Origin of the sequence: Laceyella putida, assembly GCF_042665195.1 — a bacterium.
Classification (GTDB): Bacteria; Bacillota; Bacilli; order Thermoactinomycetales; family Thermoactinomycetaceae; genus Laceyella; species Laceyella putida.
Genome location: NZ_JBHTBW010000031.1, coordinates 1 through 24,127, shown reverse-complemented (window position 1 = coordinate 24,127; position 24,127 = coordinate 1). Strand labels below are relative to the sequence as shown.

Below are 24,127 nucleotides of genomic sequence, written 5' to 3'. Positions count from 1 at the left end.
TGCTTGCTTAAGCAGCGAGTGATTGAAGGATAGGGGGGCCAGCCGGGGAAGCTGGCCGATTAAGAAAGGGGTAAAGGATCTTTGATATCCCCGCGACTCCCAAAGTCATCAGTAAGATTTTGCCCCAGTGTGACATCGTCAATGGAGCGGTGTGGAAAAATGCTTGCAGCGGAGGCAGATAGACGGCACTGAGTAAAGCCAAAGCTGAAACGGCCATCGAGCCAAGCAGGAACCGGTCTTTCATCCATCCTCCTGCGTGGTCGGATTGTTGATTGCGCCAGAAGAAGGTTTGCACCAGTTGACCGACCACCAAAGCAGAGAAAGCGATGGTTTGCGCTATCGGCAACGGGATTCCGCTGGCCAAGCTGCCAATAAACAAGCCCAAAGAGCCAACTCCCAACAACGTCCCACTCAGGAGGACTTTCGCGTACAGCGAGCGGTCTGCAATGCGCCCCAGCTCCCGCTTCTGATTCTTGCCATCTGGGTTCATGGCCAATACCATGGCCGGAAGGGCATCTGTCAGCAAATTCATCAACAAAATTTGGATGGGGATGAGCGGCAGTGGGAGTCCGGTAATGACAGAAATGCCTGTGACGAGAATTTCCGCCAGATTCCCGGTTAAGAGGCAGCCTAACGCTTGCCGGATGTTGGAGACAATGGTTCTCCCTTCTTTGATTCCTTCAACGATCGAGCCGAAATCATCCTTTTCCAACACCATATCAGCGGTTTCTTTGGTGACTTCCGTCCCGGTTTGCCCCATGGCGATACCGACATTGGCTTGCTTGATGGCCGGCGTATCGTTGATGCCGTCCCCCGTCATGGCCACAATATGCCCCAAGTGTTGGTACATCTGCACAATCCGCAATTTATGCTCAGGCGTGACGCGGGCGAAGACGGAGATGTGGCCGATCCGTTCCTTAAGCTCTTCATCGGTGAGCCGGTCCAACTCATTGCCTGTCATGATGAGCGGTTCTTCACTCAGTCCAATCTCTTTGGCGATGGCATAGGCCGTTGTTGGATGGTCGCCTGTAATCATCACGGGGCGTGCGCCCAACTGAATGGCCTGCTGAATGTCCAAGTCAATTCCCGGTTTGGGCGGATCGATCATGCCGACGAGACCGACAAAAATGGAATCGTTCTCAATCCCATCTCGATTTCCATCCCAATCGATTGGGCGATAGCTGAAGGCCAATACCCGCAAGGAGTCCTGGGCCCATGCTTCGTTCAGCTTGGCGATCCGCTGCTTATGCTGTTCTGTAAGTGGAACAACCTGGCCATTGATTTGCGCAAACGCACATTGCTTTAATACCGACTCAATCGAACCTTTGGTCAGCACATAACAGAGTTTGTCTTGCTTTTTGTCGGCTTCGCGACACACCACGCTCATCTTCGCCGTTTCCGAATCAAACGGGATTTCATGTTCACGGCGCCAACAAGTGGGATCACCAATGGAGACGCCCGTCTTGTGAGCAAAAGTGAGTAAGGCACCTTCCGTTGGGTCGCCTTGAATCGTCCAAGTGCCATCTTGTTCAATTAACTGGGTATTGTTGCAGAGGGTTGCGACCTGCACCAATTTGGACAAATCCGCTTCCGCCTCGGGTGAATGGGATGTCTCGCTTACCAACTCCCCTTGTGGTTGATACCCTTCTCCCGTTACGTCCCACGTATGGGAGAGCGTGGCCGCCTTTCTGACGGTCATTTCATTTTTGGTGAGCGTGCCGGTTTTGTCTGTGCAGATCACCGTTGCCCGGCCCAGTGTTTCCAATGTGGACAGCTTGCGGATCAGCGTGTGTTTTTTGGCCATCCGGAATATGCCCGCACTCAGGGCGATGGTTACCGTCACGGGAAGCCCTTCGGGAATGGCCGAGGCGGCAAGCGCAATGGTGACGGGAATCATCTGTAGAATCGGGTTACCCCTTAACAGACCGACACCAAAGATGGCCAAGGCAATGCCCAGCGCACCCAAAACAAAGGTTTTGCTGATGGAGGCGACTTCTTGTTGCAGAGGCGTCGCTTCTTGGCTTCTTTCATTCATCAACGACATGAGGTGGCCCATTTCCGTTTCCATGCCTGTGGCGACCACAACCCCGATCGCCCGGCCACGGGAAATACCCGTCCCTTTGTAGAGCATGTTTCCACGTTCGGCTAACGGAGCCGATGCGGGAAGCGGTTGGGAATGCTTGGCTACAGGTATCGATTCGCCGGTCAGCATGGATTCGTCCACTTCGGCGTTCCAGCTGTCAATGACACGCAGATCGGCGGGGACCCGATGTCCCGCTTCCAGTAAAACCAAATCACCGGGCACCACCTCTTCACCAGTGATTACCTGCTCTTTGCCGTCGCGCAAAACGGTGCAGGAAGGAGCCTGATACTGATTTAACGCTTCCACCACCTGTTCCGCCTTGCGCTCCTGAATGGTGCCGATTGCGGCGTTCACAAGCAGTACGGCCAGAATGGCCACTCCATTGAACGCGTCTCCCGTCAAAAAGGAAATCAGTGTGGTGCCGAGCAACAAAAGAGAGGTGAACTCTTTGAATTGACCGAGATACGACTTCCACCATGGGGGAGAGGTTTGATGATGAAGTGCATTTTTGCCATACATCCGCCGATACTCTTGCTCTTGTTGTGGATGCAAGCCCCATTTGGGGTTTACACCAAAATAATTAACCACTTCTTCCACGCTCAGCGCATGCCAATCGATGGATGCTGTTGGTGAAAGCGGCGTCGTTTCCTTTGCCAATGCCGCAGAAACTTCCGCTGCCGCAGGGGTAAAGGGAAGTGAAGCGGATTCGGGTTTGACCCGGGCGAAAAAGATCAGCGAAAGGGCATCAGCCAACAAATTGACCATCATCGCACTCACTTTAAACGGAATCGCCAGACAGACGCCGATGAGGTTAAACCAGCGCGTCACCGCAAACTGTTTATTGATTTGTCGCTGTACATGGTCGGCTTTTTCCAACATCTCGGGCAACCCTTTAAGTTGGGCCTGTGTGATGATAGGCGATGGCAGGTTGAGATCAGTCCAATCGGCTGTTACATCGTTGAGTGCCAACAGCACTGGCTCGCTTTGAGATTGGAGAAGCTGTTGCAACTGTTCCCGCTTGTTCAACAGGAGCCATGTGGCATCAATTTGGAACCGTTCCAAGACATGCGCTTCTATCCCCAAGCTGTTATTCAACACCGCCAATGAGCGGCCCATCCGTTGCAAATGTTTTGTCAGGCTGAGCAATTGGCGGCTGGGGGGATGATTTTCTTTGTACAGGATGCCAAGGCACTCCACATCGTTTCCTTTTTTCCGCACGAAGATCGCATGCTCCGTCCCTTGTTTTTGAAGCCGTTTGCACTTGAGCAAGAGGGGATCCATCGCGATGCGATGCTTTTGCATATAGGACAAGGTTCCCAAGTAGTAAGTCTGTTGGTTAATTTCACCGCAAATCCCGTCTGTTTCCTCCCGAACATGAAAGGCCGTGCGGGTGGTGTGCTTGGTTTGTCGCGCGAGTTCCTCCATTTCCTTCCGCCAGGGATGCTTGGTTTTGGCCACAAGGGAGGCGGCGAGCATCCATAGGCGCCCTTCTTCTTGTGCGGGGGACAGGATCCGCAAGCCCGGTTCCGATGCTTCAAATAACTGGGCAGTATCTTCCACCAGTACGGTTTGCGCATGAGCACACTGGGCCAAGCTACCGTGAACAGGAAGTGTTCCTCCGTTCGCGGCGAGATCCGATTCGGCCTGTTTCCAAGCGGCGATCGTGGGCATGATCGTTGGCCGCGGATTCATCGCCAACAACACGGCTAACCCAACCAGCGGATCGCGGGTGATGGCCCAACTCGCTCCAGCGATCGGAAAAGCCCACTTACTCATCTTTTGGGCATAACGCTTGATTTCCGGAGAAAGATAAGCCTCGCTATCATCAACCCCGGTATGCGCCAGTGACTGTTCTCGCTTCCAGTGCACATATTGGAGAATGCCCAATCCAGCCAATGAGAGGAGGTTTTCCCTCATCAAACCCAGGCCCAGCGCAGCGGTACCCAGGATCAAGTCCGCATTCCAATGGCGCTTGCTTCCTAAATCGCGAATGCCTTTGCGCAGAAAGGGATAGCCCGTCACCACTGACAAAATGCCGGATAAGGCGAAAAGAGCAGGATGACGGGCAATTGCCGATTTGCCGAACAGCCACTGCTTGGCTCCCAAAAAAACAAGGCCACCCAGGGTAACGGCGAGTCCAAGCGGTAACTGTCGGGTGGATGGATTGGGTTCTTCCGCCAGAAGGTGTTGGAAAGAGTCGGGAATCGAGATCGGCAGAAGTGACCCTTCCTGGGAGGCGGCCACTTCATCCAAACCGGCAATAAGAGAAGAGAGAGAGTTTATCCGTTCCGGGCATCTTTTTGGGGTCTCAATCTCCTTGCTATCAACTGTTTCTTTTTGGGAAGACAGGACAGGTTCGACAGAAGGGATGTCTTTTTCTGCCTGTGCCTGTCGCCCCGAGGTTGAAACATGACAAGCAGGAGGCAGGCCGGTCGAAGTTGGAGTCAACGTTTGCTCCAATGTTTGTATTTGATTGCAAATTTGTTCCACAGATACGCGGTTACAATCAAATTGAATAAGCACACGACCCGTCGTTATGCAGGGTTTAATTTGTTGAACTCCTGCGAGTGTGGACAGTTCACGCACGAGCGTTTGGGCCACGGTGGGATTGTCCTGCAAATGGGCCACTTCTGCTCGCAGATGTCCAGGAAATATTCGGATGTATCGTTGTTTTGTCTGTTTCATTTACGATCACCCCACAAAAGATAACAAAGGTAATTTGGTCTTGATTTGTACAAAATATGTATGGAGGGCATTATATCGATTTACATAAATCATCCAGCTTGGGACAGAATGTGCATAGAAAGGTTGAATTAGGTTGGAGGGATGAGCATGAAGTGGAATAAAATGTTGCCGGTTAAATCGCCGCTGGGCTGGATTGCCGTGGCTGGGGTGGCGCTGTTCGCCGGTTCACCAACGGTGCGAAATGCAGTGCGCAAAGCGGTAGTGAAAGGAACAGCCGCCTTAATGGAAGTGACAGATCAGTTCAAAAAAACGATGAAGCGTGCCGAACCTTCGATGGCACAGGGAGAAATGGCGTTTGATTTTACAAGTGCCGTGTCTGAGCCTGACGTTCCTGCCTTCCCATCACCATCGGTTTTGAAAACAGACCACAAGGTTAGTGATGAGAAACATGGCATGCTTGAGGCGGCGGACAAAGAGTCGCAGGCGCCGGATCATCATGAGAGGGAGGGAAATGAACATGAAGATCGTAACGAAAAATAGCGGCGCACTTTGGGCAGGAGTGATCAGCGGACTTGTCACCCAAGTGTGCGACACCGTTGCCTTGTGCAAAGGGAAGATGGAAAAGAAGGAATACGCCCTGCAAACGGCCGAAAACGTATCAAGCGCGGTCGGGATCACCATGGGTGTGGAATATGGCGCCATGCTGGGGTCAGCGGTCTTTCCGGGTGTAGGAACGGCAATCGGTTCGATTGTCGGGGGAATTGTGGGGGATCAGTTGGGTCGGTATGTGGGTCACCACACCGGGAAAATCGTCTATAACCAGCCCGTTGTCAAAGTGAAGGCAGAGAATGTGTCCGTGATCAACAACATGGAAGGCGATCAAACAAGCATAAAAGAGTGAGAAAGAGCGTAACAGTATGGAGATAGGTGGACTTATTTTTTTGCTGGGAATTTTTTTGCCAACATACTTGAAAAATGAAAACGAGATGAATATCATTATAATTGATGTTAGCACTCGAACGAGATGAGTGCTAACAACACCAAACTATCACATACCACCTCATATGAAGGAGGGTTATCACAATGATCAAACCATTGGGTGATCGTGTCGTTTTGGAAGCTGTTGAGAAAGAAGAAAAAACCGCCAGCGGGATCGTGCTGCCAGAGACCGCAAAAGAAAAGCCGCAAGAAGGGCGGATCGTGGCTGTCGGTGCGGGCCGCATCGATGAGAAAGGAAATCGTATCGCGTTGGAGGTAAAAGAGGGCGACCTCGTCATCTTCTCCAAATACGCCGGCACCGAAGTGAAATACGGTGAGAAAGAATATCTCATCCTTCGCGAAAGCGACATTCTCGCTGTTGTAGAGTAATCAAACAACATCTAAGCGATGCTTTGACATAAATCAATACCCTACATAGGAAAGGGGACGTAATGATCATGGCGAAAGATATCAAATTTAGTGAAGACGCTCGTCGTGCGATGCTGCGCGGGGTGGATGCCCTGGCCAACGCAGTGAAAGTGACCATCGGACCAAAAGGCCGCAACGTTGTATTGGAAAGAAAATTCGGTTCTCCGCTCATCACCAATGACGGGGTGACCATCGCAAAAGAAATCGAATTGGAAGATCCTTTTGAAAACATGGGTGCGCAACTGGTTAAAGAAGTTGCAACCAAAACCAACGATGTGGCAGGGGATGGAACCACCACCGCCACCGTATTGGCGCAAGCGATCATTCGCGAAGGCCTCAAAAACGTAGCCGCCGGCGCAAACCCAATGGTTGTGCGCAAAGGGATCGAAAAAGCAGTAGCGACCGCTGTTGCCGAAATCAAAAATATCGCGAAACCAATTGAAGGCAAAGACTCCATTACCCAAGTAGCCGCTATCTCCGCCAACGACGAAGAAACCGGCAAACTGATCGCCGAAGCAATGGAAAAAGTGGGCAACGACGGAGTAATCACCGTTGAAGAATCCAAAGGTTTCACCACTGAGCTGGAAGTGGTGGAAGGGATGCAATTCGACCGTGGTTACATCTCCCCATACATGATCACGGACACCGACAAAATGGAAGCCGTTCTGGATGAGCCATACATCCTCATCACTGACAAGAAGATCGGCAACATCCAAGATGTGCTGCCAGTTCTGGAGAAAGTCGTACAACAAGGCCGTCCGCTCTTGATCATCGCTGAAGATGTGGAAGGCGAAGCGCTGGCTACCCTCGTAGTCAACAAATTGCGCGGTACCTTCACCGCCGTTGCTGTAAAAGCACCTGGTTTTGGCGATCGCCGCAAAGCGATGCTCGAAGATATCGCGATCCTGACCGGTGGTCAAGTCATCACCGAAGACTTGGGATTGGATCTCAAAACCACAGGTATCGAATCCCTCGGTCGGGCGCGCCAAGTTCGCGTAAACAAAGAAAACACCATCATTGTCGACGGTTTCGGCGAGCAAGCTGACATCCAAGCCCGCATCAAACAAATCCGTCAACAACTGGAAGACACCACTTCCGAGTTCGATAAGGAAAAACTGCAAGAGCGTCTGGCCAAATTGGCTGGCGGTGTCGCAGTGATCAAAGTCGGTGCGGCAACCGAAACCGAACTGAAAGAGAAAAAACTGCGCATCGAAGACGCATTGAACGCAACCCGTGCGGCAGTGGAAGAAGGAATCGTATCGGGCGGCGGTACCGCTCTGGTGAATGTGATCCGTGCGGTGGAAGACCTCGAAGCTTCCTTGCCGGTCGGCGATGAGAAGACAGGCGTAAGCATCATCAAACGCGCCTTGGAAGAACCTGTGCGTCAAATCGCTCACAATGCCGGCCTGGAAGGCTCTGTGATCGTTGAACGCCTCAAAAAAGAAGAAGTGGGCATCGGTTTCAACGCCCTCACCGGCGAATGGGTGAACATGATTCAAGTGGGTGTGGTAGACCCGGCGAAAGTAACCCGTTCCGCATTGCAAAACGCGGCTTCCGTGGCGGCTATGTTCCTGACCACCGAAGCGGTAGTGGCAGACAAACCGGAAGAAAACAAACCTGCGGCCCCAGACATGGGTGCCATGGGCGGCATGGGTGGCATGATGTAAGCTACCCAAAACCCTCGCTCCTGTGACCAGCTCACAGGAGCGTTTTCTTTTGCGTTGGCAAGTATCCATTTCCTGTACCATCTGACTCTTCGATTCGATTTCATCCTTTGCCGCGAAAGAAGGAATCGCGTCCAATCATGTAAAAATAAAACATAAATGGTTGGTTAGAGGAGAGTTGGATGGAAATACGGATGGGAAAGTGGATTCTTGTCGTGAGCTTGGTTGTGGCCTCATGGGGAATCAAGGGGCCATCAGTCGATGCGGCAAGAGTGATGAATGATAAAGTGGAGCAAAAGTTAAATAAAGTGCAGCTTGAAGCGAAAGAGACGATGACAGCGCTCGATCGATTGGAACAACAAGCGGCGAAGCACAATCAGTCGGTCGCCAAGATCGAGGAGAAACTTAGTCGCTATGATGAGGAAATGGGCCGGTTGCAAACAGAGATTGATGCCCGGCAACGGGAATTGGCCAGGGTGAAGCCCTTGTTGAAGCATAAATTGACGCGCATGTATTTGCAAGGGGAAGATAAGGATGTCATGAAGTTGGTAGGGGCCGATTCGTTTGGACAATTCCTGCATCGCTTGCAATTGCTAAGACTGATCGTCAAAAACGATATGCTTACAGTGAATCGCTACACGAAGGTGAAGCGAGACCTGGAAAAAAAACAACGGTCACTCATGGAGACCAAGAGGAAGCAGTTGTCATTGCTCAATGAATCGAGGAAACAGGTGGAGCGCATCACGAGGCAAATGGAACAAGGACAGGGGAAGCTGACCAAGCTGAAGCGGGAAAAAGAGCGGCTCATGCAAAAGTATCTGGGATTGTTCCATGGCGGAACAGGAAGATTGGGTTTTCCGACGACCCGGGGCAAAGTGTATTGGAATTACGGGCAAGACCGGGGCACCCATATCCATAAAGGGATTGATATTCCGCGTCCGATCGGCACCCCCATTTATGCTTCCGAATGGGGGGTTGTCAAAGCGATTCGCTATGATGAAGGCGGATATGGCGTCTATGTGATTATCCAGCATGCCCATGGGCTGGAGACGCTGTATGCGCACATGTGGCGATATCAAGTGGAAGTGAGCGTGGGGCAGCATGTGTTGCGAGGGCAATTGATTGCCCATGTCGGAAACAACGGGCGTTCCTCCGGACCGCATTTGCATTACGAGGTGCGCAAGGATGGCCGGCCTGTGAATCCGAAGCCTTATCTTCGATAAATGGTCACAATCAGGCAGAGTCCTTTTCATATGTGGAGTGCAGTGGACTGTTGGTGGGTGGTGCCAACAGTTTTTCATTTTTAAAAGACATAAAAACGTAATTTAAATCGAAAGAAAGAAACAGACGTTCTTTGAGTAGTTTGCTAAAATGCTAATAGAATCACTGGGTGGAAGGAGAAGATGATGAGAAGACTACTACCGATCAGTTTGATGATCTTGGCGTTGCTGGTATCGTCTTGGGGAGTCCACCGCAATGAGGCTGTGGCCGCCACCTCGCAAACGAAACAAAAACTGGATGAAGTTAAGAACGAAAAGAAGCAAACGAAAGAGGATTTGAAAGCGGTCGAAGCCAAGCTGGAACAGCATAAGAAAGATCTGGCCCAAGTGGATGAGAAATTGTCAGCCTATATACAAGAAGTGAATCGATTGAACAATGAGCTCGCCGCCAATGAGAAAGAGTTGAAAGCCGTTGAGCAGAAACTGAAGAAAAAGCTGCAGCGCCTTTATCTTCAAGGGGAAAATGAATACCTGGCCCAAATCTTGGCGGCTGATACATTCTCCGACTTTTTGAATCGATTTCAGCTGATTCGCATCATCGTGAAACAAGATGTGAATGACTTCAAGCGTTATGACGAAATCAAACAAAAGTTTGAAGATGATAAAGCAAAGATTATCAAGGCCAAAGAAGAGCAAGAAAAGCTCTTGAAAGAATCGAAGCAAAGAGTCGATGCGATGAATAAGGAAATGGCCAAATACAAGGAGGAATTGAAGCAGCTGGAGAAAGAAGAAGAGAAGTTGATGGGCCAATTTGGCTTTGCCGGCGGCGGCGTGTTGGGTTATCCATCCACTCCGGGCAAAACCTATTGGAACTACGGCCAGAATCGGGGCAGCCACATCCATGCCGGCGTGGACATTCCACGGCCGATCGGCACGCCGATTTACGCTTCGGAAGACGGAGTGGTGAAATCGGTGAGATATGATGCGGGTGGATATGCTTGGTATATCATCGTTCGCCACGACAATGGCTTGGAGACGTTATATGCCCATATGTACAGTTATCAGGTCAAAGTGAGCACGGGTCAACGGGTGTCCCGAGGCCAAGTGATTGGAGCGGTGGGAAATGCCGGTCGCTCGTCAGGTCCCCACTTGCACTATGAGGTACATAAGAATGGCCAACCCGTCAATCCAAAGCCGTATATCTCATAGTGCAACCACGCTGTCGGCAAGAAAGCCGACAGCGTTTTTTATATTTGTCCTGGAATGGAAATATATACTAAAGGAATAAGGTTGTCTATGTTTAATTTAAAAAGTGTGAATTAAACAGCAAAGGAGAATAAAATGAGCAAGCGGATGACCGATTCCCATATTGGTAGCGGGACTGCTGGTCACCTCGGCGGGAGCCAACCGCCCACTTACTTGGGCAGAAGTGACCCCGACGGAAGCCAAACAGAAGATCGATCAGATCAGAACGGACGCAAAGCAGAAAAAAATGGACATCGCCAAAGTGGAAGCGGAGATCAATGAGCATAAAAAAGTGATTGATGCCTTGGACAAAAAAACGATTCAGCTTGATAATGAGTTAGCCAAACTGAGAAAGCAACACGGTGAAAACCAGCAGCAACTGAAACGGGTGGAAGATAAGGTCATGCACAAACTGGTCACTCTTTATCTCAAAGGGGAGGATGCGCACCTGGCCAAGTTGGTTATGGCGGACTCATTTTCCGATTTTTTGCGCCGTTATGAATTGATCAGAATCATCGTGAAACAGGATCTGGAGGATTTTAATGAATTTGCGGATTCGACATAATCTTGAAGCTTCCCAAAAACGGCTTGCGGAGACAAAGCAAAAGCAACAACAGCTATTGCAACAATCAAAGCAAGAAATAGACAAGATGAGCCAGGTGTTGGAAAAAAACCAAGATGAGTTGAAAGATCTGGAGAAACAAGAGCGCAAATTATCAGGCTCGGGAGGCATTTTATTTTATCCCACCACACCCGGCTTTTTCTTCCCCAACTTTAACCAATGGCGCGGTTATCGCCATAAAGGGATCGACATCCCTCGCAAGACGGGAACGCCGATCTATGTGGCCGAGGATGGTGTGGTGGGGGGCAAAAGGTGGAACGGGGCGATGTGATTGGCGAAGTGGGGAATAACGGGAAATCAACGGGGCCCCATCTTCACTTTGAAGTGCACAAAAATGGCGTTCCCGTAAACCCCGCTCCTTATATCAGGTGAGCGAGCATCGCCAAATATCTTGTAAAAAAGCTGTTGGCCAGTCAGCCAACAGCTTCTGTTTTTCACATCGTGGGATATGCGAGGCGATCCATCCGTTCTTTGTATCGTTTGATGCGTTCCTCTTGATGATCGGTGATAAAATCGCGATCCAGATGAATCATCAGGTGCAAGTAAACAAAGTAAAGCCGGAATTCCACAAAGAAATCCAGTTGCTCACGCCAATCGTCTTCAAGGATATTCTCCAGGAAGTAACCCGACATAAATTCTTGGCTGAATAACTGTTTAAACGCTTCATGTTCTGCTTCTGGGATCGTTTCCAATGCATGAAAGAGAACAATCGCGATATCGTATGTAAACCAGTGGTATTTGACGCGATTAAAATCGACTACGATAGGGTTCCCCGTGCTGCTGATCAGAATGCTCTCGTGATGGAAATCATTATTGATCAATCCATAAGATCTGCTGGATTTGGGGAATTGGTATACCCGTTGCATCATGGCTGACCAGCGGTCGGCAATCGAGCGGTCGATGAAAGACCAGTCGCGATAGTAAATCTCCCCTTCGTCCCACTCCTCGAATGTGGTTGTCTGTTCCTGCTGCAAAAACCGTTGGGAAATGGAATGCATTTTGCCCATCACCTGTCCCATCCGGCGCAGCACGTAGGGGCTCCAATCATTGATGCTGGTGGCTTTCAACAGTTTCCCCACCCCTTTGCGGAAGGAAATCGCGCAACAGGGAATGGGAAGCTCGATGATCGTTTCAATCGATTGTCCCCGCGTTGACAAGATTTGTTTGGGTATCGCGATTCCATGGGAACGTAAAAAATTCACCCATTTTAACTCAGAGTGAAGTTGGCTTTTATCTTTGGTGGCGATGGGCATCAGCTTGAGCACACACGCTTCCCCATCACGTTCATATTCAAATACGTTGCGATAAAATCCCCCGAGCGGTTTGAGCGACTCTACCGTCCCTTTAAATCTCCGACATGCTTCTTCTACCAATTCTTTTTTCCACATGCATAAACCCACCTATCTCGGTTCAATCGTCATCAGTCTTCTTCCATGATAACATTGTTACCCTTTTCTTTCTATTATAGGGGATCGCAAAACATGGAAGATTGAAGCATTTGTCACGAATGTTTCCTTGCTCCAACATTGATGGGGGTTTTCAGTTTTCCTAAATGAGGTGAAAAACGTTTCTCTGGACTAAGATGGGGTCTCTTCCTTATCATAGAATGGCCAATAAGGGAAGGGGGATAAAAGTGGTTAAGTTACCTGAGGCCAAGCAAGCGGCTGAAGCGCAAAAAGGAGCCTGGCTCAGTATTTTTTCCTACCTCATCTTAAGTGTAACCAAGTGCTGGATCGGCGTGACAGCAAAATCGCAGGGGCTGTTTGCCGACGGGCTAAACAATGTCTCTGACATTTTGTTGTCCGTGGCGATCCTGATCGGTTTGCGTGTGGCCGTCCAGCCTGCAGATAAGAATCACCCGTTTGGACACAGCAAAGCGGAGACGGTGGCGACGTTAGTGGCGGCATCATTTATGGTATTAGTTGCTTTGGAAGTGTGGATCGGCGCCATCGAGGCATGGCTGCAAACACGACAGGAGAAGATTGACCCCGACGCACTCGTGGTGTCGCTGCTGGCGGCTCTCGTCATGTTTCTGGTGTCGAGCGTAAACTTTGCGTTAAGCAGGAAAACGAAAAGTGAAGCGCTCAAAGCGGCGGCACATGATAATCGGTCAGACGCGTTTGTCAGTTTGGGGGCGGCGGCAGGGATTGTCGGCACCAACTGGGGTTGGGCGTGGATGGATCCGTTAGCCGCATTTGTGGTGGGGCTCCTGATCCTGCGCACGGGATATGAAGTGGGGAAACCAGCAATTGATGTGCTGATGGATGGGTTTGATGAGGAAAGAACCAGCCAGATTGAAGAACGGGTTATTCAAATCAAGGGGATTCGCGAAGTGAAAGAATTGCGTGCCCGCAACCAAGGTTCCCATGTTTTTGTGGAACTCACGGTGGGCGTGGATGCCCATCTGTCGGTTGAAGCGAGTCATCGATTGACGGAGCGGGTCGAGGATACCCTGATTGGCTTTGCGGGGATTGCCCATGTTCATGTGCATGTGGAACCCGTTGAGCAACCGAAAGAGACGGTTTCTTCGTGACCCCGGAGGAAACCGCTTTGTGAACGGCTTTCGCTGAAGCGGTGAAGCTGCTTGCTCGCGATTAATAAAACGCCCAGCATCCATCATGGGGAGACTGAGCGTTCGTTTGTCAAAAGCCGCGCGCATATTGTCGGGGTCCGAGATAGTCCACCCCCAGTTGCTTGGCGGCGTGAATGGTCCAATACGGATTCCGCAACAACACGCGCGCCAAGAAAACCAAATCGGCTCGATCATTGGCGATGATCTCTTCCGCTTGTTCAGCGGTCGTGATCAGGCCGACGGCTCCAGTGGCAATCCCCGCTTCCCGTTTGATCGTTTCCGCATACTTGACTTGATATCCCGGGTATACATGCGCTGGCGGATGGGGAGTGGCCCCGCCGGAGGAGACATCCACCAGATCAACTCCCCATTCTTTCAGCATCCGTGCCAACGTGATGCTGTCGGACAGTTGGAACCCATCGGGATGATGATCGACAGCGGAAATGCGCACATAGAGAGGACGTGCTGTTCCCCATTCCGCTTTGACGGCATGGATGACCTCTCCCAGCAAGCGCGCCCTGCCGATCAGATCGCCACCATATTCATCCGTCCGTTTGTTGACTAAAGGTGACAAAAACTGGTTTAGCAAATAGCCGTGCGCGGCATGGATCTCAATGATGTCAAAGCCAATCTGCTTGGCGCGACGAGCCGCTTGGGCAAACGCTTCTATCACCTGAGCGATTTCGGTCGGTCCCATCTCCACAGGGATCGGGTCAGTTGGACGGAACGGACTGGCGCTGGGGGCGAGAATCGGTTCATCAACAAATGCTTTTCTGCCGGCATGCGCCAATTGAATCGCTGTTTTGCTTCCTTGCGCTTGGGCAAACGCGACAATCCGTTTGAATCCTTCCATATGCTCATCAGACCATAGACCTAAGTCTTTCATGCTGATGCGTCCACGCGGCTCGACCGCGGTCGCCTCCAGCATCAGCAATCCCACTTTTCCCGCCGCCCTCGTACCGTAATGGATGATATGCCAATCGGTTACTTTTCCGTCATCGCCTGCTGAATACATGCACATGGGGGAGCAGACAACGCGATTGGGCAAGGTTACCTCTTTTTGTTTAAACGGTTGAAAGAGAAATGACATGGGTCCATCCACCTTTGTTGCCTTTTTTCATTACAAAAAGAATGTGGCTTATCTTTCTCTATTATATTACCTTTAATTAGAATGGTTTTAAACCTGATGATGATCCGATAAGGAACGACAAAGCCTTTGCGCTGTGGTGAAAACGTCGAAGCGCAGCACTGGTGTAAGTGTCGATCTTTTATTCTGTTTAGATATAATAATATTAAGATTTGATCTATTCACTGTGAGTGGGGGAGACCAATGACAACAGAAGAGAGTAACCGCTTCAGCTGGGACGAAGGACATCCATTGGTGAATAAATTGGTCGAAAATATCGAAAAAGTGTTGGTTGGAAAAAAAGAAGCGATCCGGCTAAGCATCGCCGCCTTGTTGGCCCAAGGCCACGTTCTGTTGGAAGATGTGCCGGGAGTGGGCAAAACGATGCTGGTCAAAGCGTTGGCTCGTTCCCTGGGTTGTCAATTTAGACGGATTCAGTTTACACCTGACCTCCTGCCGTCGGATGTGGTCGGGGTGTCGATCTTTAACCAGAAAACCCTCGACTTTGAATACCGTCCGGGACCGCTGATGTCCCAAGTGGTGTTGGCGGATGAAATAAACCGCACTTCGCCCAGGACGCAAGCCGCTTTGCTGGAAGCGTTGGAAGAGGGAAATGTGACGGTTGACGGTCACACTTATCCATTGCCTTCTCCCTTTTTTGTGATGGCGACGCAGAATCCCATCGAATATGAAGGAACGTTCCCCTTGCCAGAGGCGCAGTTAGACCGTTTTTTAATTAAGCTGAGACTGGGTTATCCGTGCCAAACCGAAGAAGTGGAAATGCTTAAGCGCATCCAATTGGGACATCCCTTGATTGAGTTGGAGCAAGTGTGGACAGAAGCGGATTTGCTCAAGCTGCAAACTGAGGTGCCCCGGGTAAAGGTGGAACCTTCACTCACCCAATTCATCGTGCAAGTGGTGGGAGCGACCCGGAACCATGAAGACATTTATTTGGGGGCGAGTCCGAGGGCAAGCCTTGCGGTGTTCCGGGCGTCCCAAGCTTGGGCATTGATCCAGGGTAGGGATTATGTCTTGCCGGACGATATCGTGTTTCTGTTGCCGCATGTATTGGAGCATCGGCTCCTTCTCCATACGGAAGCGCGCTTGCAAGGGAAGTCGGCCTCTCGTTTGATCACTCAATTGCTGCAAGGGATTCCCGTGCCGATCGCGCCGAAATGAGGGGAAGAAGATGAGGCAGAATAAGGGCTGGTGGATGTTGGTTGCGCTGAGTGTGGGGTGGGGTGGTTTGTACTGGTGGTATGGCGGGAAAGTAACGGGCTTTTTCTTCTATATGTTCTTGGGACTGGCGGGTTATGCCGGAATCGGATCATTCATGGGACTGCGTGGGGTGCGGGTGCAACGGGCCTTGTCCACTCAGCGATGCGTGGCCGGGGATCGGCTTGAGGTTAAATTAACCGTCGAGCGGACAGGATGGATGCCTTGGGTGGATGTGATGATTTATGATCTCTATACGCCAGCCCAAGCCTCAAGCAAGGAACAGAAAGGATTCTTGCTCACCTCTTCTCGCGAACAGACCGAATCTTACTCTGTATATCATGCCAGAAGAGGACGGTATCGATTTCACGGGATCCAATGCCGAGTCGGGGATGTGTTTGGGTTTATGGAGCGGGAAGTCGTCCACCCACAACAAGAGACCGTTGTCGTCTACCCGCGCTTCCCATCACTCACTGTGCCCCTGTTTCCGTTCAGTCAGGGCAGGCGGATGAATATGCGCCATCAACAGGAAGATGCGAGTGTCGTCACCGGCTTGCGCCCTTACCAGCCAGGAGACCGCTTGCAGGAGATAGACTGGAAGAGCAGTGCCCGTGGGCAAGGGCTTAAAGTGAAAAAACGGGTGGACAACCAGGCGACGGAGCAAGTCGTGATCTTGCTCGACCAACGGGCAGAAGCGTATTGCGGACTTCCTGATGACGTGTTTGAATGGGGCGTTTCGGCAGTCGCCTCACTGAGCCACGAGTGGTTACACAACCACCTTCCCGTGACGGTTGCTTTTACGGGGGCCATTCCCCATGTGATGAAAGCCGAATCGGTTCAACCGCATTTTTTCTCTTTGATGGATCGATTGGTGGATGTGAAAGCGGATGGGGAGGGCGGACTGATGGCTTGGCGGGGACTCAGCTTCCCAATCCGATCCACGTTGGTCGCGATCACTCCCCAGCCGGATGAGGGATTTCTCCGCTTGATGATGGAATGGAGGCGGCACAGGGAAGTGATCGTTCTCCAACTTGCATGGAGGCAACATGGGCAGATAAAGAGAGACGCCCCCATCCCCATTTGGGATGTGTGGATCGAAGGCCAAGAGTGGCAGGTGGGAAGGAGGGGATGGCATGGACAAGTATGATGAGATGGTCAGGTCGAACAATATTCACTGGATTCTCCTCGCGTCATGTTTCACCTTTTTGGAGGTGCTCGCCCCGTTTGCGGGATTGACGGGAACGGTGGGGATTCCTTTGTTTTTTATCGGCTTTTGCTGCTTCTCCTTGCTGCAGTTGTGGAAACGTTCGCTCATCAAGCAATTTCCGCTCTGTTTGCCGCTGATCTATTGCTTGTTGAATATGCTGTTTTACTCTTCGTTCTTTTTGCGTGATCCGCGATGGTTTTATCAGATATTTTTGGACCTTTCGCAAGAACTGGCCAACTGGCAGTGGACCGCTATGTTTTCCTTGGATTATCTGCCTCATATTCGTTCATTTTTCTTTTTTCTCTTGCTTTGGTTGATCAGTGTCGGATGGACGCGATGCTTTTTCCGCCGCACCCCACGACTGCTGCTTTTTTGTTTTTCGTTTCTGTTTATTGTGCTCGTGGATTTCGGAACCGATCTGGATGTGGGGATGGCGCCGGTTCGCCTTTGCCTGTGGCTGTTGCTTTTGTCGATGCGGTTAAAGGCGGAGCGGATGTTGGCGGAGTTGCCGCAATGGGATCGCCTCCCCGCTCGCTGGTGGCGGTGGAGTTGGAGCTTGTTGCTGTTGTTGGGGCTGTTTGCGTGGCTGATGCCGAAAGTCCCGTCGACTTGGGAGTTGGATTTGACGCGCTACCTGCCGCAAGGACACATGGCGGCGAGCAAGCAGAAAGCCGGATACAGCCGGGATGAGGTCACACTGGGCGGCCCGTTGGAACAAGACATGCGCATCGTCTTCCGCGCGGAGATGGATACGCCTTATTATTGGCGTGGGGAAAGCAAGGAAATTTATACGGGAAACCGGTGGGTGCATGCGGATGGAAAAACGCCGCTTTCCCTGGAACACCTCCCCGCTTCTGCTATTTTCCGCAATCTCTTTTTTAACTTAACCACGAGCAAACAACAGGTTCGCATCACTGCCGCCAAACCGATGGGCAACATCCTGTTTGTGCCTGGACAATTGACCCGATTGCAAACGGTGGAAGGCAAGCCCGCTTTCTCTAACGGGGTGATTATAGCGAAGGGGGAAATGGTTCTCTATCAATCGCATGTTGAGATCGAATCATCCATTAACTGGACAAGGGTAACCATGGCAACTGAGGTGCCCGAAATCGATGAAGACCAACTCCGCCAAGGGCATTGGGTGTCGCCGGATGAGAAAAAATATATTCAAGCCCACCTCCAACTTCCCCCAAACATGCCGAAACGCGTCTTATCCTTGGCGAAGAAAGTGACGCGTGACGCCGATAATTGGTATGACAAAGCTGTGGCCATTGAGCGATATTTGAAATGGAATCAAACGTATCGTTACGATTTGTCCAATGTGCCGACCCTGCCTGAAGGGAGAGACTTTGTTGACCACTTCCTGTTTGATTCCAAAGTGGGTTATTGCGATCATTTCTCCACTGCGATGGTTGTCCTCTTGAGGGCCAACCAGATTCCCGCCCGTTGGGTCAAAGGGTTTGCTCCGGGGGAGCTTTCGTATTCCGCCGTCAGCCACCGCTACCAAGCCACCGTTCGCAACAAGGACGCCCACTCATGGGTGGAAGTTTATTTTCCCGGTGTGGGATGGTTGCCGTTTGAGCCGACACCCACTTTCACCAATCCGACAGCCAAGGAACGCGAGCAAGCGACGAACCGGATTGCGGATGGGGAAAAGCCGCAAAACACTCCGGCTACGCCGGGTCTCCCTTCGCCCACAAACAATCAGCTGAGTCTGTTTGAAGAGGACAACTCGACCCATGACCCCTCCCATCCGTTTGGGACAAAGGGGCAAGGGCGGTGGCTGTGGCCAGGACTTCTTCTTCTTGTCATGGGGGCGGCTGGGGCGGTTTGGTGGAAACGTCGCTTCTTTTTATGGATCGCCTGTCTCCTTTGTCTCCGCATGGGTTGGTTGATGGTGGGCTATCGACTGTATGGGCGGTTGAATCAAGAGTGGAGCGACCAAACGGGCCTTACTTTGCGCCAGGGTTGGGAAAGGAAAATGGGAATCGATCCGCAAGTGGACCAAGGGGTGAAGTTGTTAATTCATTGGTATGAACAAAGGAGATATGGGGCAAACGAAGAGGGACAGGCGATTCCGTTGACTTGGCGATCATTGTGGAAAATCATGGTTAACCGGCTGCAACCTTGACCGCTTTTTAACTGCTTGATATGATGAATTTTGGTTGTTGCCTACCCGTATATGTTTAGGAATAGGGCCTAAACGTCTCTACCCGGCTACCGTAAATGGCTGGACTACGGTGGATAGGTCGCCGGGAAGCCTTATATTTTCTTCATGATGAAGAAATCGGGGAACCGGGGTCCATATCGCCGGAGTAGCGGTATGGGTCGCCCGGGTTTTTTTGTACCTGAGATTTATTAAAAGAGGGGTTGTTTTATGGAGAAGCCATTAGAACGCGTAGTTGTTCTCGACTTCGGAGGACAGTATAACCAATTAATCGCCCGCCGAATCCGTGATCTGGGGGTGTTCAGTGAATTGTTGCCCCCCACGACAACGGCGGCGGAACTGAAAAAGATGAATCCAAAAGGGATTGTTTTTTCAGGCGGGCCCAATAGCGTATATGATGAGAACTCCCCCAAGTGTGACCCGGATATCTTTCATTTGGGGATTCCTGTATTGGGAATTTGCTACGGTATGCAAATGATTGCCCACCATTTCGGCGCCAACGTATCCCGTGCCAACAAGCGGGAATATGGAAAAGCGGAACTGGAAATCGTTTCCGATAGCGTCCTGTATAAAGGATTGGATGCGACGCAAACCGTATGGATGAGCCATAGCGACGTGGTCGTGGAACCGCCGGCGGGCTTCCGTGTTGATGGAAAGACGCATTCGGCGCCGGTTGCCGCGATGAGCAATCCAACCGCTAAAATCTATGCGGTGCAGTTCCATCCTGAGGTGCGCCATTCCGTCAACGGGAATGAAATGATCAAGCATTTTCTTTATGAAGTGTGCGAATGCGCGGGCAACTGGAGCATGGAAACGTTTATTGAAGATAGCGTGAGAGCGATTCGCGAACAAGTCGGCGATCAAAAGGTGTTGTGCGCATTAAGCGGTGGGGTGGACTCTTCCGTTGTGGCGGCTTTAATCCATAAAGCAGTGGGTGACCAGCTCACCTGCATGTTTGTAGACCATGGCCTCTTGCGTAAAGGCGAAGCGGAAAGCGTGGTAGAGACCTTTGGGGAAAACTTCAAAATGAACCTGGTCAAAATTGACGCCCGTGAGCGTTTCTTATCGAAACTGGCCGGTGTTTCCGATCCGGAACAGAAACGCAAAATCATCGGCATCGAATTCATCCGCGTTTTTGAAGAAGAATCTGCCAAGTTTGGCGATCATCACTTTTTGGGACAAGGGACCCTGTATACCGACATCATCGAGTCGGGTACGGCGACGGCACATACCATCAAATCCCACCATAACGTGGGTGGCTTGCCGGAAGATATGAAAATGCAGTTGGTCGAGCCGCTCAACACCCTGTTCAAAGACGAAGTTCGCAAAGTGGGGGAAGAGTTGGGCTTGCCGGCGGAAATCGTGTGGCGGCAACCATTTCCAGGTCCGGGACTGGCGATTCGCGTGATCGGGGAAGTGACCGAAGAGAAATTGGAGATCGTGCGCGAGTCGGATGCCATCCTGCGAGAAGAGATTAAAAAAGCCGGCTTGGACCGTGAAATTTGGCAGTACTTTACGGCGTTGCCAGACTTCAAAAGTGTGGGCGTGATGGGCGACGTGCGCACCTACGCATATACGGTGGGCATTCGCGCGGTGACCTCCATTGATGGAATGACGGCGGATTGGGCCCGCATCCCCTATGATGTGTTGGAGAAGATTTCCACCCGCATTGTCAATGAAGTGGATGGGGTTAACCGTGTGGTTTATGACATTACATCCAAACCACCTTCAACGATTGAGTGGGAATAATAGGGAAGAATAGGTGATCTCATATGTCCAAGCTTGCAACAGGATTGGCGCGCTACTTTGATTTTGATGGACACCAAACTAATCTTCGGACAGAGATCCTCGCTGGGGTAACCACCTTTTTCACGATGGCGTACATCTTGTTGGTGGCGCCATCGATCCTCGGCAAAACAGGCATGGATCTCGGCGCAGTCTTTGTGGCGACGGCCTTATCCGCGTGCATTGGGACGTTGCTGATGGGAGTTGTGGCCAATTATCCGATTGCGCTTGCGCCAGGAATCGGGTTGATCTCATATTTTGCGTTTGCCGTTGTGTTGGGACTGAAGGTACCGTGGACAGAAGCGTTGGGTGCGGTATTTCTGTCTGGAGCGGTGTTCTTTGTATTGACCGTGACGAAAATCCGGGAAATGATCATCAATTCCATTCCGACAGGGCTTAAATATGCGGTGTCATCGGGAATCGGCCTTTTTATCGCTTTTATCGGTCTCAAAAATGCCCAGATCATCCTCCCTTCGGAAGCGACGTATGTGATGATTAATCCCGACTTGACCAAAAAGCCTGAGATTTTGTTAACCTTGTTCGGTTTGTTAATCACCGCGATTTTGATGGTGCGCCGTGTGAAGGGGGCTTTTTTCATCGGCATGCTGTCCACCGCCATTGTCGGCATGGTGACGGGGCAAGTCGCTGTGCCGACCAAACTGTTTGCGATGCCGCCCAGCATGGCGCCGACCTTCCTGAAGCTAGATGTGATGGGTGCCTTGGAATTGGGCTTTGTCACCATTGTCTTTGCTTTCTTGTTTGTCGACCTCTTCGACAATGCCGGCACCTTGGTGGGGGTGGCAAGCCAAGCGGGCCTCATGAAAGATAACAAATTGCCGCGTGCGGGTCGGGCGCTGATCACCGACTCCATCGCGACGATGATGGGTGCGCTGTTTGGCACGTCAACCGTCACCTCCTATATTGAATCGTCAGCGGGTGTGGCTTCTGGAGGCCGAACCGGGATGACTTCCGTCACGACGGCAATCTGTTTTGCGGTGGCGTTATTTTTCTTCCCGATCGTCCAGACGCTCGCTTCCGTATCCGCCATTACTTCGCCGGCGTTGATCATCGTGGGGGTGCTGATGGCGAGCAATCTGAGAAACATTGAATGGGACTCCATGTCGGAAGCGATCCCGGCCTTCATCACTCTGATTATGATGCCGCTCAGCTTCAGCATCGCGACCGGCATCGCCGCTGGCTTTGTCTTGTATCCTCTATGCAAGTTGGCTGCGGGAGAAGGGAAGAAGGTACATCCGATTGTCTATGTGTTGGGGGTTGTCTTTATCCTGCGGTTTATTTTCCTGTGAAGTGTCCAAGTGACGGGGCCTCTCCAATTCGGGGGAGGCTTTTTTTGTTTAAATTTGGGGCAAACTCGCCATCTTAAAGGATAAGATGGAGGGTGAACAAAGATGAGAACGCGAATGAAGGTCCTATGGTTGGGGTTGTGGAGTTTGCTGGCGGCCGCTATTTGGCAGGCGCCATCGGTGGGAGCCGCGCCGGTGCCCGTGTCGGGACAAGAGTTGGAAGAAATGAAAGCAGTGCTTGAGCAAAAGGAGTGGGCATTGCGGGAAGAGAAGTGGCCCGAGTACAGAGAAACGTTGGATCCGCGGAAAAAGGCCTATCTTCATGAACAAAAAAGGTGGTTCCAAGATGCGGTCCGCACGATAGAGCAAGGATCGTTTCGGTTGCGGATGAAAAAAGTGAAGAAGCTCGACCAACAAACCGCGGTCATCCAAGTTCAACAACATTATCGTATGGGAAAGCGTCCCATTTCGTTTGAATATCCGTTATTGCTGAAAAAAACGAGGCTTGGTTGGAAAGATGCGGACTTGGCTTTTCACGTGCTGAAGAAACAACGAATCACCGTTTATTACACGCATCCATCGCTGCAACAGCAAGCGGAGTTGGCTTTGCGCACCTTGGAGCGGGCTTATGAGCGGCTGCACCGACGCTTGGGATGGACAACAAAAGAGGTCGTGGTCAAATTATATGACCGCCCAGACGTGTTTCGCCAATTTGTGAAACCATCGCTGCCAACATGGGCAGGGGGATGGCATGAAGCCAATCAGTCGATTAAGTTCATCGGCGGATGGGGGGAAGATCGCCTCTTCGCCGCCGGTTTGGTACACGAACTCACGCATCAGATGGTAAGTGAGCTATCGAATGACAATGCGGCTTACTGGTTGCAGGAAGGGGCGGCGATGTACTATGAAGCGCATTTGTTGCCCAGATTGATGGTACAGCATCACCTTGGCCAGCTTGAGCGGCGGATGACCCTGGTCGAGTTGGAGCGGGCCGAGTTGGAGAAATTGTCGTCAGAGGAAGCGGAACAATACTACCTCAATGCTTATCTTTCGTTTAAAACGGTAGTGGAACGATGGGGGGAACAGAGTGTTCAATCCTTATTGAAAGAATTGGCCAAGTATCCGTATATCGATGTAGACAGCAGCGAGAAGATGAGGGAAATCAATCAACGGACAAGAAACGCATGGCAACGAGCCTTTGGCCGCAGAATCGATGGAGTGGTAGGGGAGTCGGCTTAAGCTGTGGCGGAGTGGGGAGTGATGGAACCATCGCGGCGTCTGTTAGGGAAATATCATGATGAAAAAAAAGAGTTGACAATGATGAGAGGTTCTTGTTATATTAAGATTCGTCGCTGAGGCGACCCCTTTTCAAGCTTAACTGGTTATCACATCTAAAAAAGATGTTGACAAGCGAAAGGGTAAATGATAAGATAGAATACGTCGCCGCGAGAGCGACACTAAAGAATGAAGTGTTCCTTGAAAACTAAAGAGTGAACGTGACCTGTCAATTCGATGTGACACTTTGTGTGTTGCACATGAGCATAGACTCAAACCTCAAGTCTGGCGCCAAAGCGCCAAGACCTTTAACGGAGAGTTTGATCCTGGCTCAGGATGAACGCTGGCGGCGTGCCTAATACATGCAAGTCGTGCGGGGGTCTTCGGACCCTAGCGGCGAACGGGTGAGTAACACGTGGGCAACCTGCCCGTAAGACTGGGATAACTCCGGGAAACCGGTGCTAATACCAGATAATCTCCCTCTACGCATGGAGAGGGAGTAAAAGGCTTCGGCCACTTACGGATGGGCCCGCGGCGCATTAGCTTGTTG

Annotated in this window: 18 protein-coding genes, 1 rRNA gene, 1 pseudogene and 1 riboswitch; of the genes and pseudogenes, 17 read left to right on the top strand and 3 right to left on the bottom strand. The window is 51.1% G+C overall.

Going from position 1 to position 24,127, the window contains the following annotated elements:
• Positions 1–7: 7 nt before the first annotated feature.
• The gene (locus ACFQNG_RS10615; RefSeq protein ID WP_379864900.1) at positions 8–4,768 is read right to left on the bottom strand and encodes an HAD-IC family P-type ATPase; all 4,761 of its coding nucleotides are present in this window, start codon (positions 4,766–4,768) and stop codon (positions 8–10) included.
• A gap of 147 nt (positions 4,769–4,915) precedes the next feature.
• On the opposite strand from ACFQNG_RS10615, the gene ACFQNG_RS10610 reads away from it, so the two are divergent.
• From ACFQNG_RS10610 to ACFQNG_RS10570, 9 genes and pseudogenes are all read left to right on the top strand, one after another.
• Positions 4,916–5,308, top strand: a complete 393-nt coding sequence (locus tag ACFQNG_RS10610; RefSeq protein ID WP_379864899.1) for a hypothetical protein — start codon at positions 4,916–4,918, stop codon at positions 5,306–5,308.
• Positions 5,286–5,669, top strand: a complete 384-nt coding sequence (locus ACFQNG_RS10605) for a glycine zipper domain-containing protein (protein WP_379864898.1) — start codon at positions 5,286–5,288, stop codon at positions 5,667–5,669. The genes ACFQNG_RS10610 and ACFQNG_RS10605 overlap by 23 nt, the downstream gene beginning before the upstream one ends.
• Before the next feature lie 182 nt (positions 5,670–5,851).
• Positions 5,852–6,136, top strand: a complete 285-nt coding sequence (gene groES / locus ACFQNG_RS10600; protein WP_379864897.1) for a co-chaperone GroES — start codon at positions 5,852–5,854, stop codon at positions 6,134–6,136.
• A gap of 68 nt (positions 6,137–6,204) precedes the next feature.
• A complete protein-coding gene (gene groL / locus ACFQNG_RS10595) occupies positions 6,205–7,842 on the top strand; it encodes a chaperonin GroEL (protein ID WP_379864896.1) in 1,638 nt (545 codons plus the stop codon).
• Between the two features lie 179 nt (positions 7,843–8,021).
• Positions 8,022–9,062, top strand: coding sequence for a murein hydrolase activator EnvC family protein (locus tag ACFQNG_RS10590; protein WP_379864895.1), 1,041 nt, complete (start codon positions 8,022–8,024; stop codon positions 9,060–9,062).
• Between the two features lie 183 nt (positions 9,063–9,245).
• Positions 9,246–10,268, top strand: a complete 1,023-nt coding sequence (locus ACFQNG_RS10585) for a murein hydrolase activator EnvC family protein (RefSeq protein ID WP_379864894.1) — start codon at positions 9,246–9,248, stop codon at positions 10,266–10,268.
• A 160-nt stretch (positions 10,269–10,428) separates the two neighbouring features.
• Complete coding sequence (locus tag ACFQNG_RS10580; RefSeq protein ID WP_379864893.1) at positions 10,429–10,869, top strand: hypothetical protein; 441 nt, start codon at positions 10,429–10,431, stop codon at positions 10,867–10,869.
• Positions 10,847–11,197, top strand: coding sequence for a hypothetical protein (locus ACFQNG_RS10575; protein ID WP_379864892.1), 351 nt, complete (start codon positions 10,847–10,849; stop codon positions 11,195–11,197). The genes ACFQNG_RS10580 and ACFQNG_RS10575 overlap by 23 nt, the downstream gene beginning before the upstream one ends.
• Positions 11,170–11,298 (top strand): annotated as a pseudogene (locus ACFQNG_RS10570) (M23 family metallopeptidase); the annotation flags it as partial. The gene ACFQNG_RS10575 and the pseudogene ACFQNG_RS10570, both read left to right, overlap by 28 nt.
• Before the next feature lie 62 nt (positions 11,299–11,360).
• On the opposite strand, the gene ACFQNG_RS10565 reads toward ACFQNG_RS10570, so the two are convergent.
• A complete protein-coding gene (locus tag ACFQNG_RS10565; protein WP_379864891.1) occupies positions 11,361–12,314 on the bottom strand; it encodes a phosphotransferase enzyme family protein in 954 nt (317 codons plus the stop codon).
• A 245-nt stretch (positions 12,315–12,559) separates the two neighbouring features.
• Here ACFQNG_RS10565 and ACFQNG_RS10560 point away from each other — a divergent pair, with 245 nt between their 5' ends.
• A complete protein-coding gene (locus ACFQNG_RS10560) occupies positions 12,560–13,459 on the top strand; it encodes a cation diffusion facilitator family transporter (protein WP_379864890.1) in 900 nt (299 codons plus the stop codon).
• Between the two features lie 109 nt (positions 13,460–13,568).
• On the opposite strand, the gene namA is transcribed toward ACFQNG_RS10560, so the two are convergent.
• Entirely contained in the window at positions 13,569–14,588 is a 1,020-nt protein-coding gene (namA, locus tag ACFQNG_RS10555) for an NADPH dehydrogenase NamA (protein ID WP_379864889.1), read from the bottom strand.
• 240 nt (positions 14,589–14,828) lie between these two features.
• Here namA and ACFQNG_RS10550 point away from each other — a divergent pair, with 240 nt between their 5' ends.
• The 7 genes from ACFQNG_RS10550 to ACFQNG_RS10520 form a co-directional block, all read left to right on the top strand.
• Entirely contained in the window at positions 14,829–15,803 is a 975-nt protein-coding gene (locus tag ACFQNG_RS10550) for an AAA family ATPase (protein WP_379864888.1), read from the top strand.
• Positions 15,804–15,813: 10 nt separating this feature from the next.
• Positions 15,814–16,986: a DUF58 domain-containing protein gene (locus ACFQNG_RS10545; RefSeq protein ID WP_379864887.1), complete on the top strand. Its 1,173-nt coding sequence runs from the start codon at positions 15,814–15,816 to the stop codon at positions 16,984–16,986.
• Positions 16,973–19,177 (top strand): transglutaminase-like domain-containing protein, encoded by a 2,205-nt coding sequence (locus tag ACFQNG_RS10540; RefSeq protein WP_379864886.1) that lies wholly within the window; start codon positions 16,973–16,975, stop codon positions 19,175–19,177. Before ACFQNG_RS10545 ends, ACFQNG_RS10540 begins: the two co-directional genes overlap by 14 nt.
• Positions 19,178–19,202: 25 nt before the next feature.
• Positions 19,203–19,304, top strand: a riboswitch (purine riboswitch).
• A 119-nt stretch (positions 19,305–19,423) separates the two neighbouring features.
• Positions 19,424–20,962 carry a glutamine-hydrolyzing GMP synthase gene (gene guaA / locus ACFQNG_RS10535; RefSeq protein WP_379864885.1) on the top strand — a complete coding sequence of 513 codons (1,539 nt, stop codon included), beginning with the start codon at positions 19,424–19,426 and terminating at the stop codon, positions 20,960–20,962.
• A gap of 44 nt (positions 20,963–21,006) precedes the next feature.
• Positions 21,007–22,305, top strand: coding sequence for an NCS2 family permease (locus tag ACFQNG_RS10530; RefSeq protein WP_417498501.1), 1,299 nt, complete (start codon positions 21,007–21,009; stop codon positions 22,303–22,305).
• Between the two features lie 102 nt (positions 22,306–22,407).
• Positions 22,408–23,541 (top strand): peptidase MA family metallohydrolase, encoded by a 1,134-nt coding sequence (locus ACFQNG_RS10525; RefSeq protein WP_379864883.1) that lies wholly within the window; start codon positions 22,408–22,410, stop codon positions 23,539–23,541.
• Between the two features lie 344 nt (positions 23,542–23,885).
• Positions 23,886–24,127 (top strand): 16S ribosomal RNA (locus tag ACFQNG_RS10520); the annotation flags it as partial.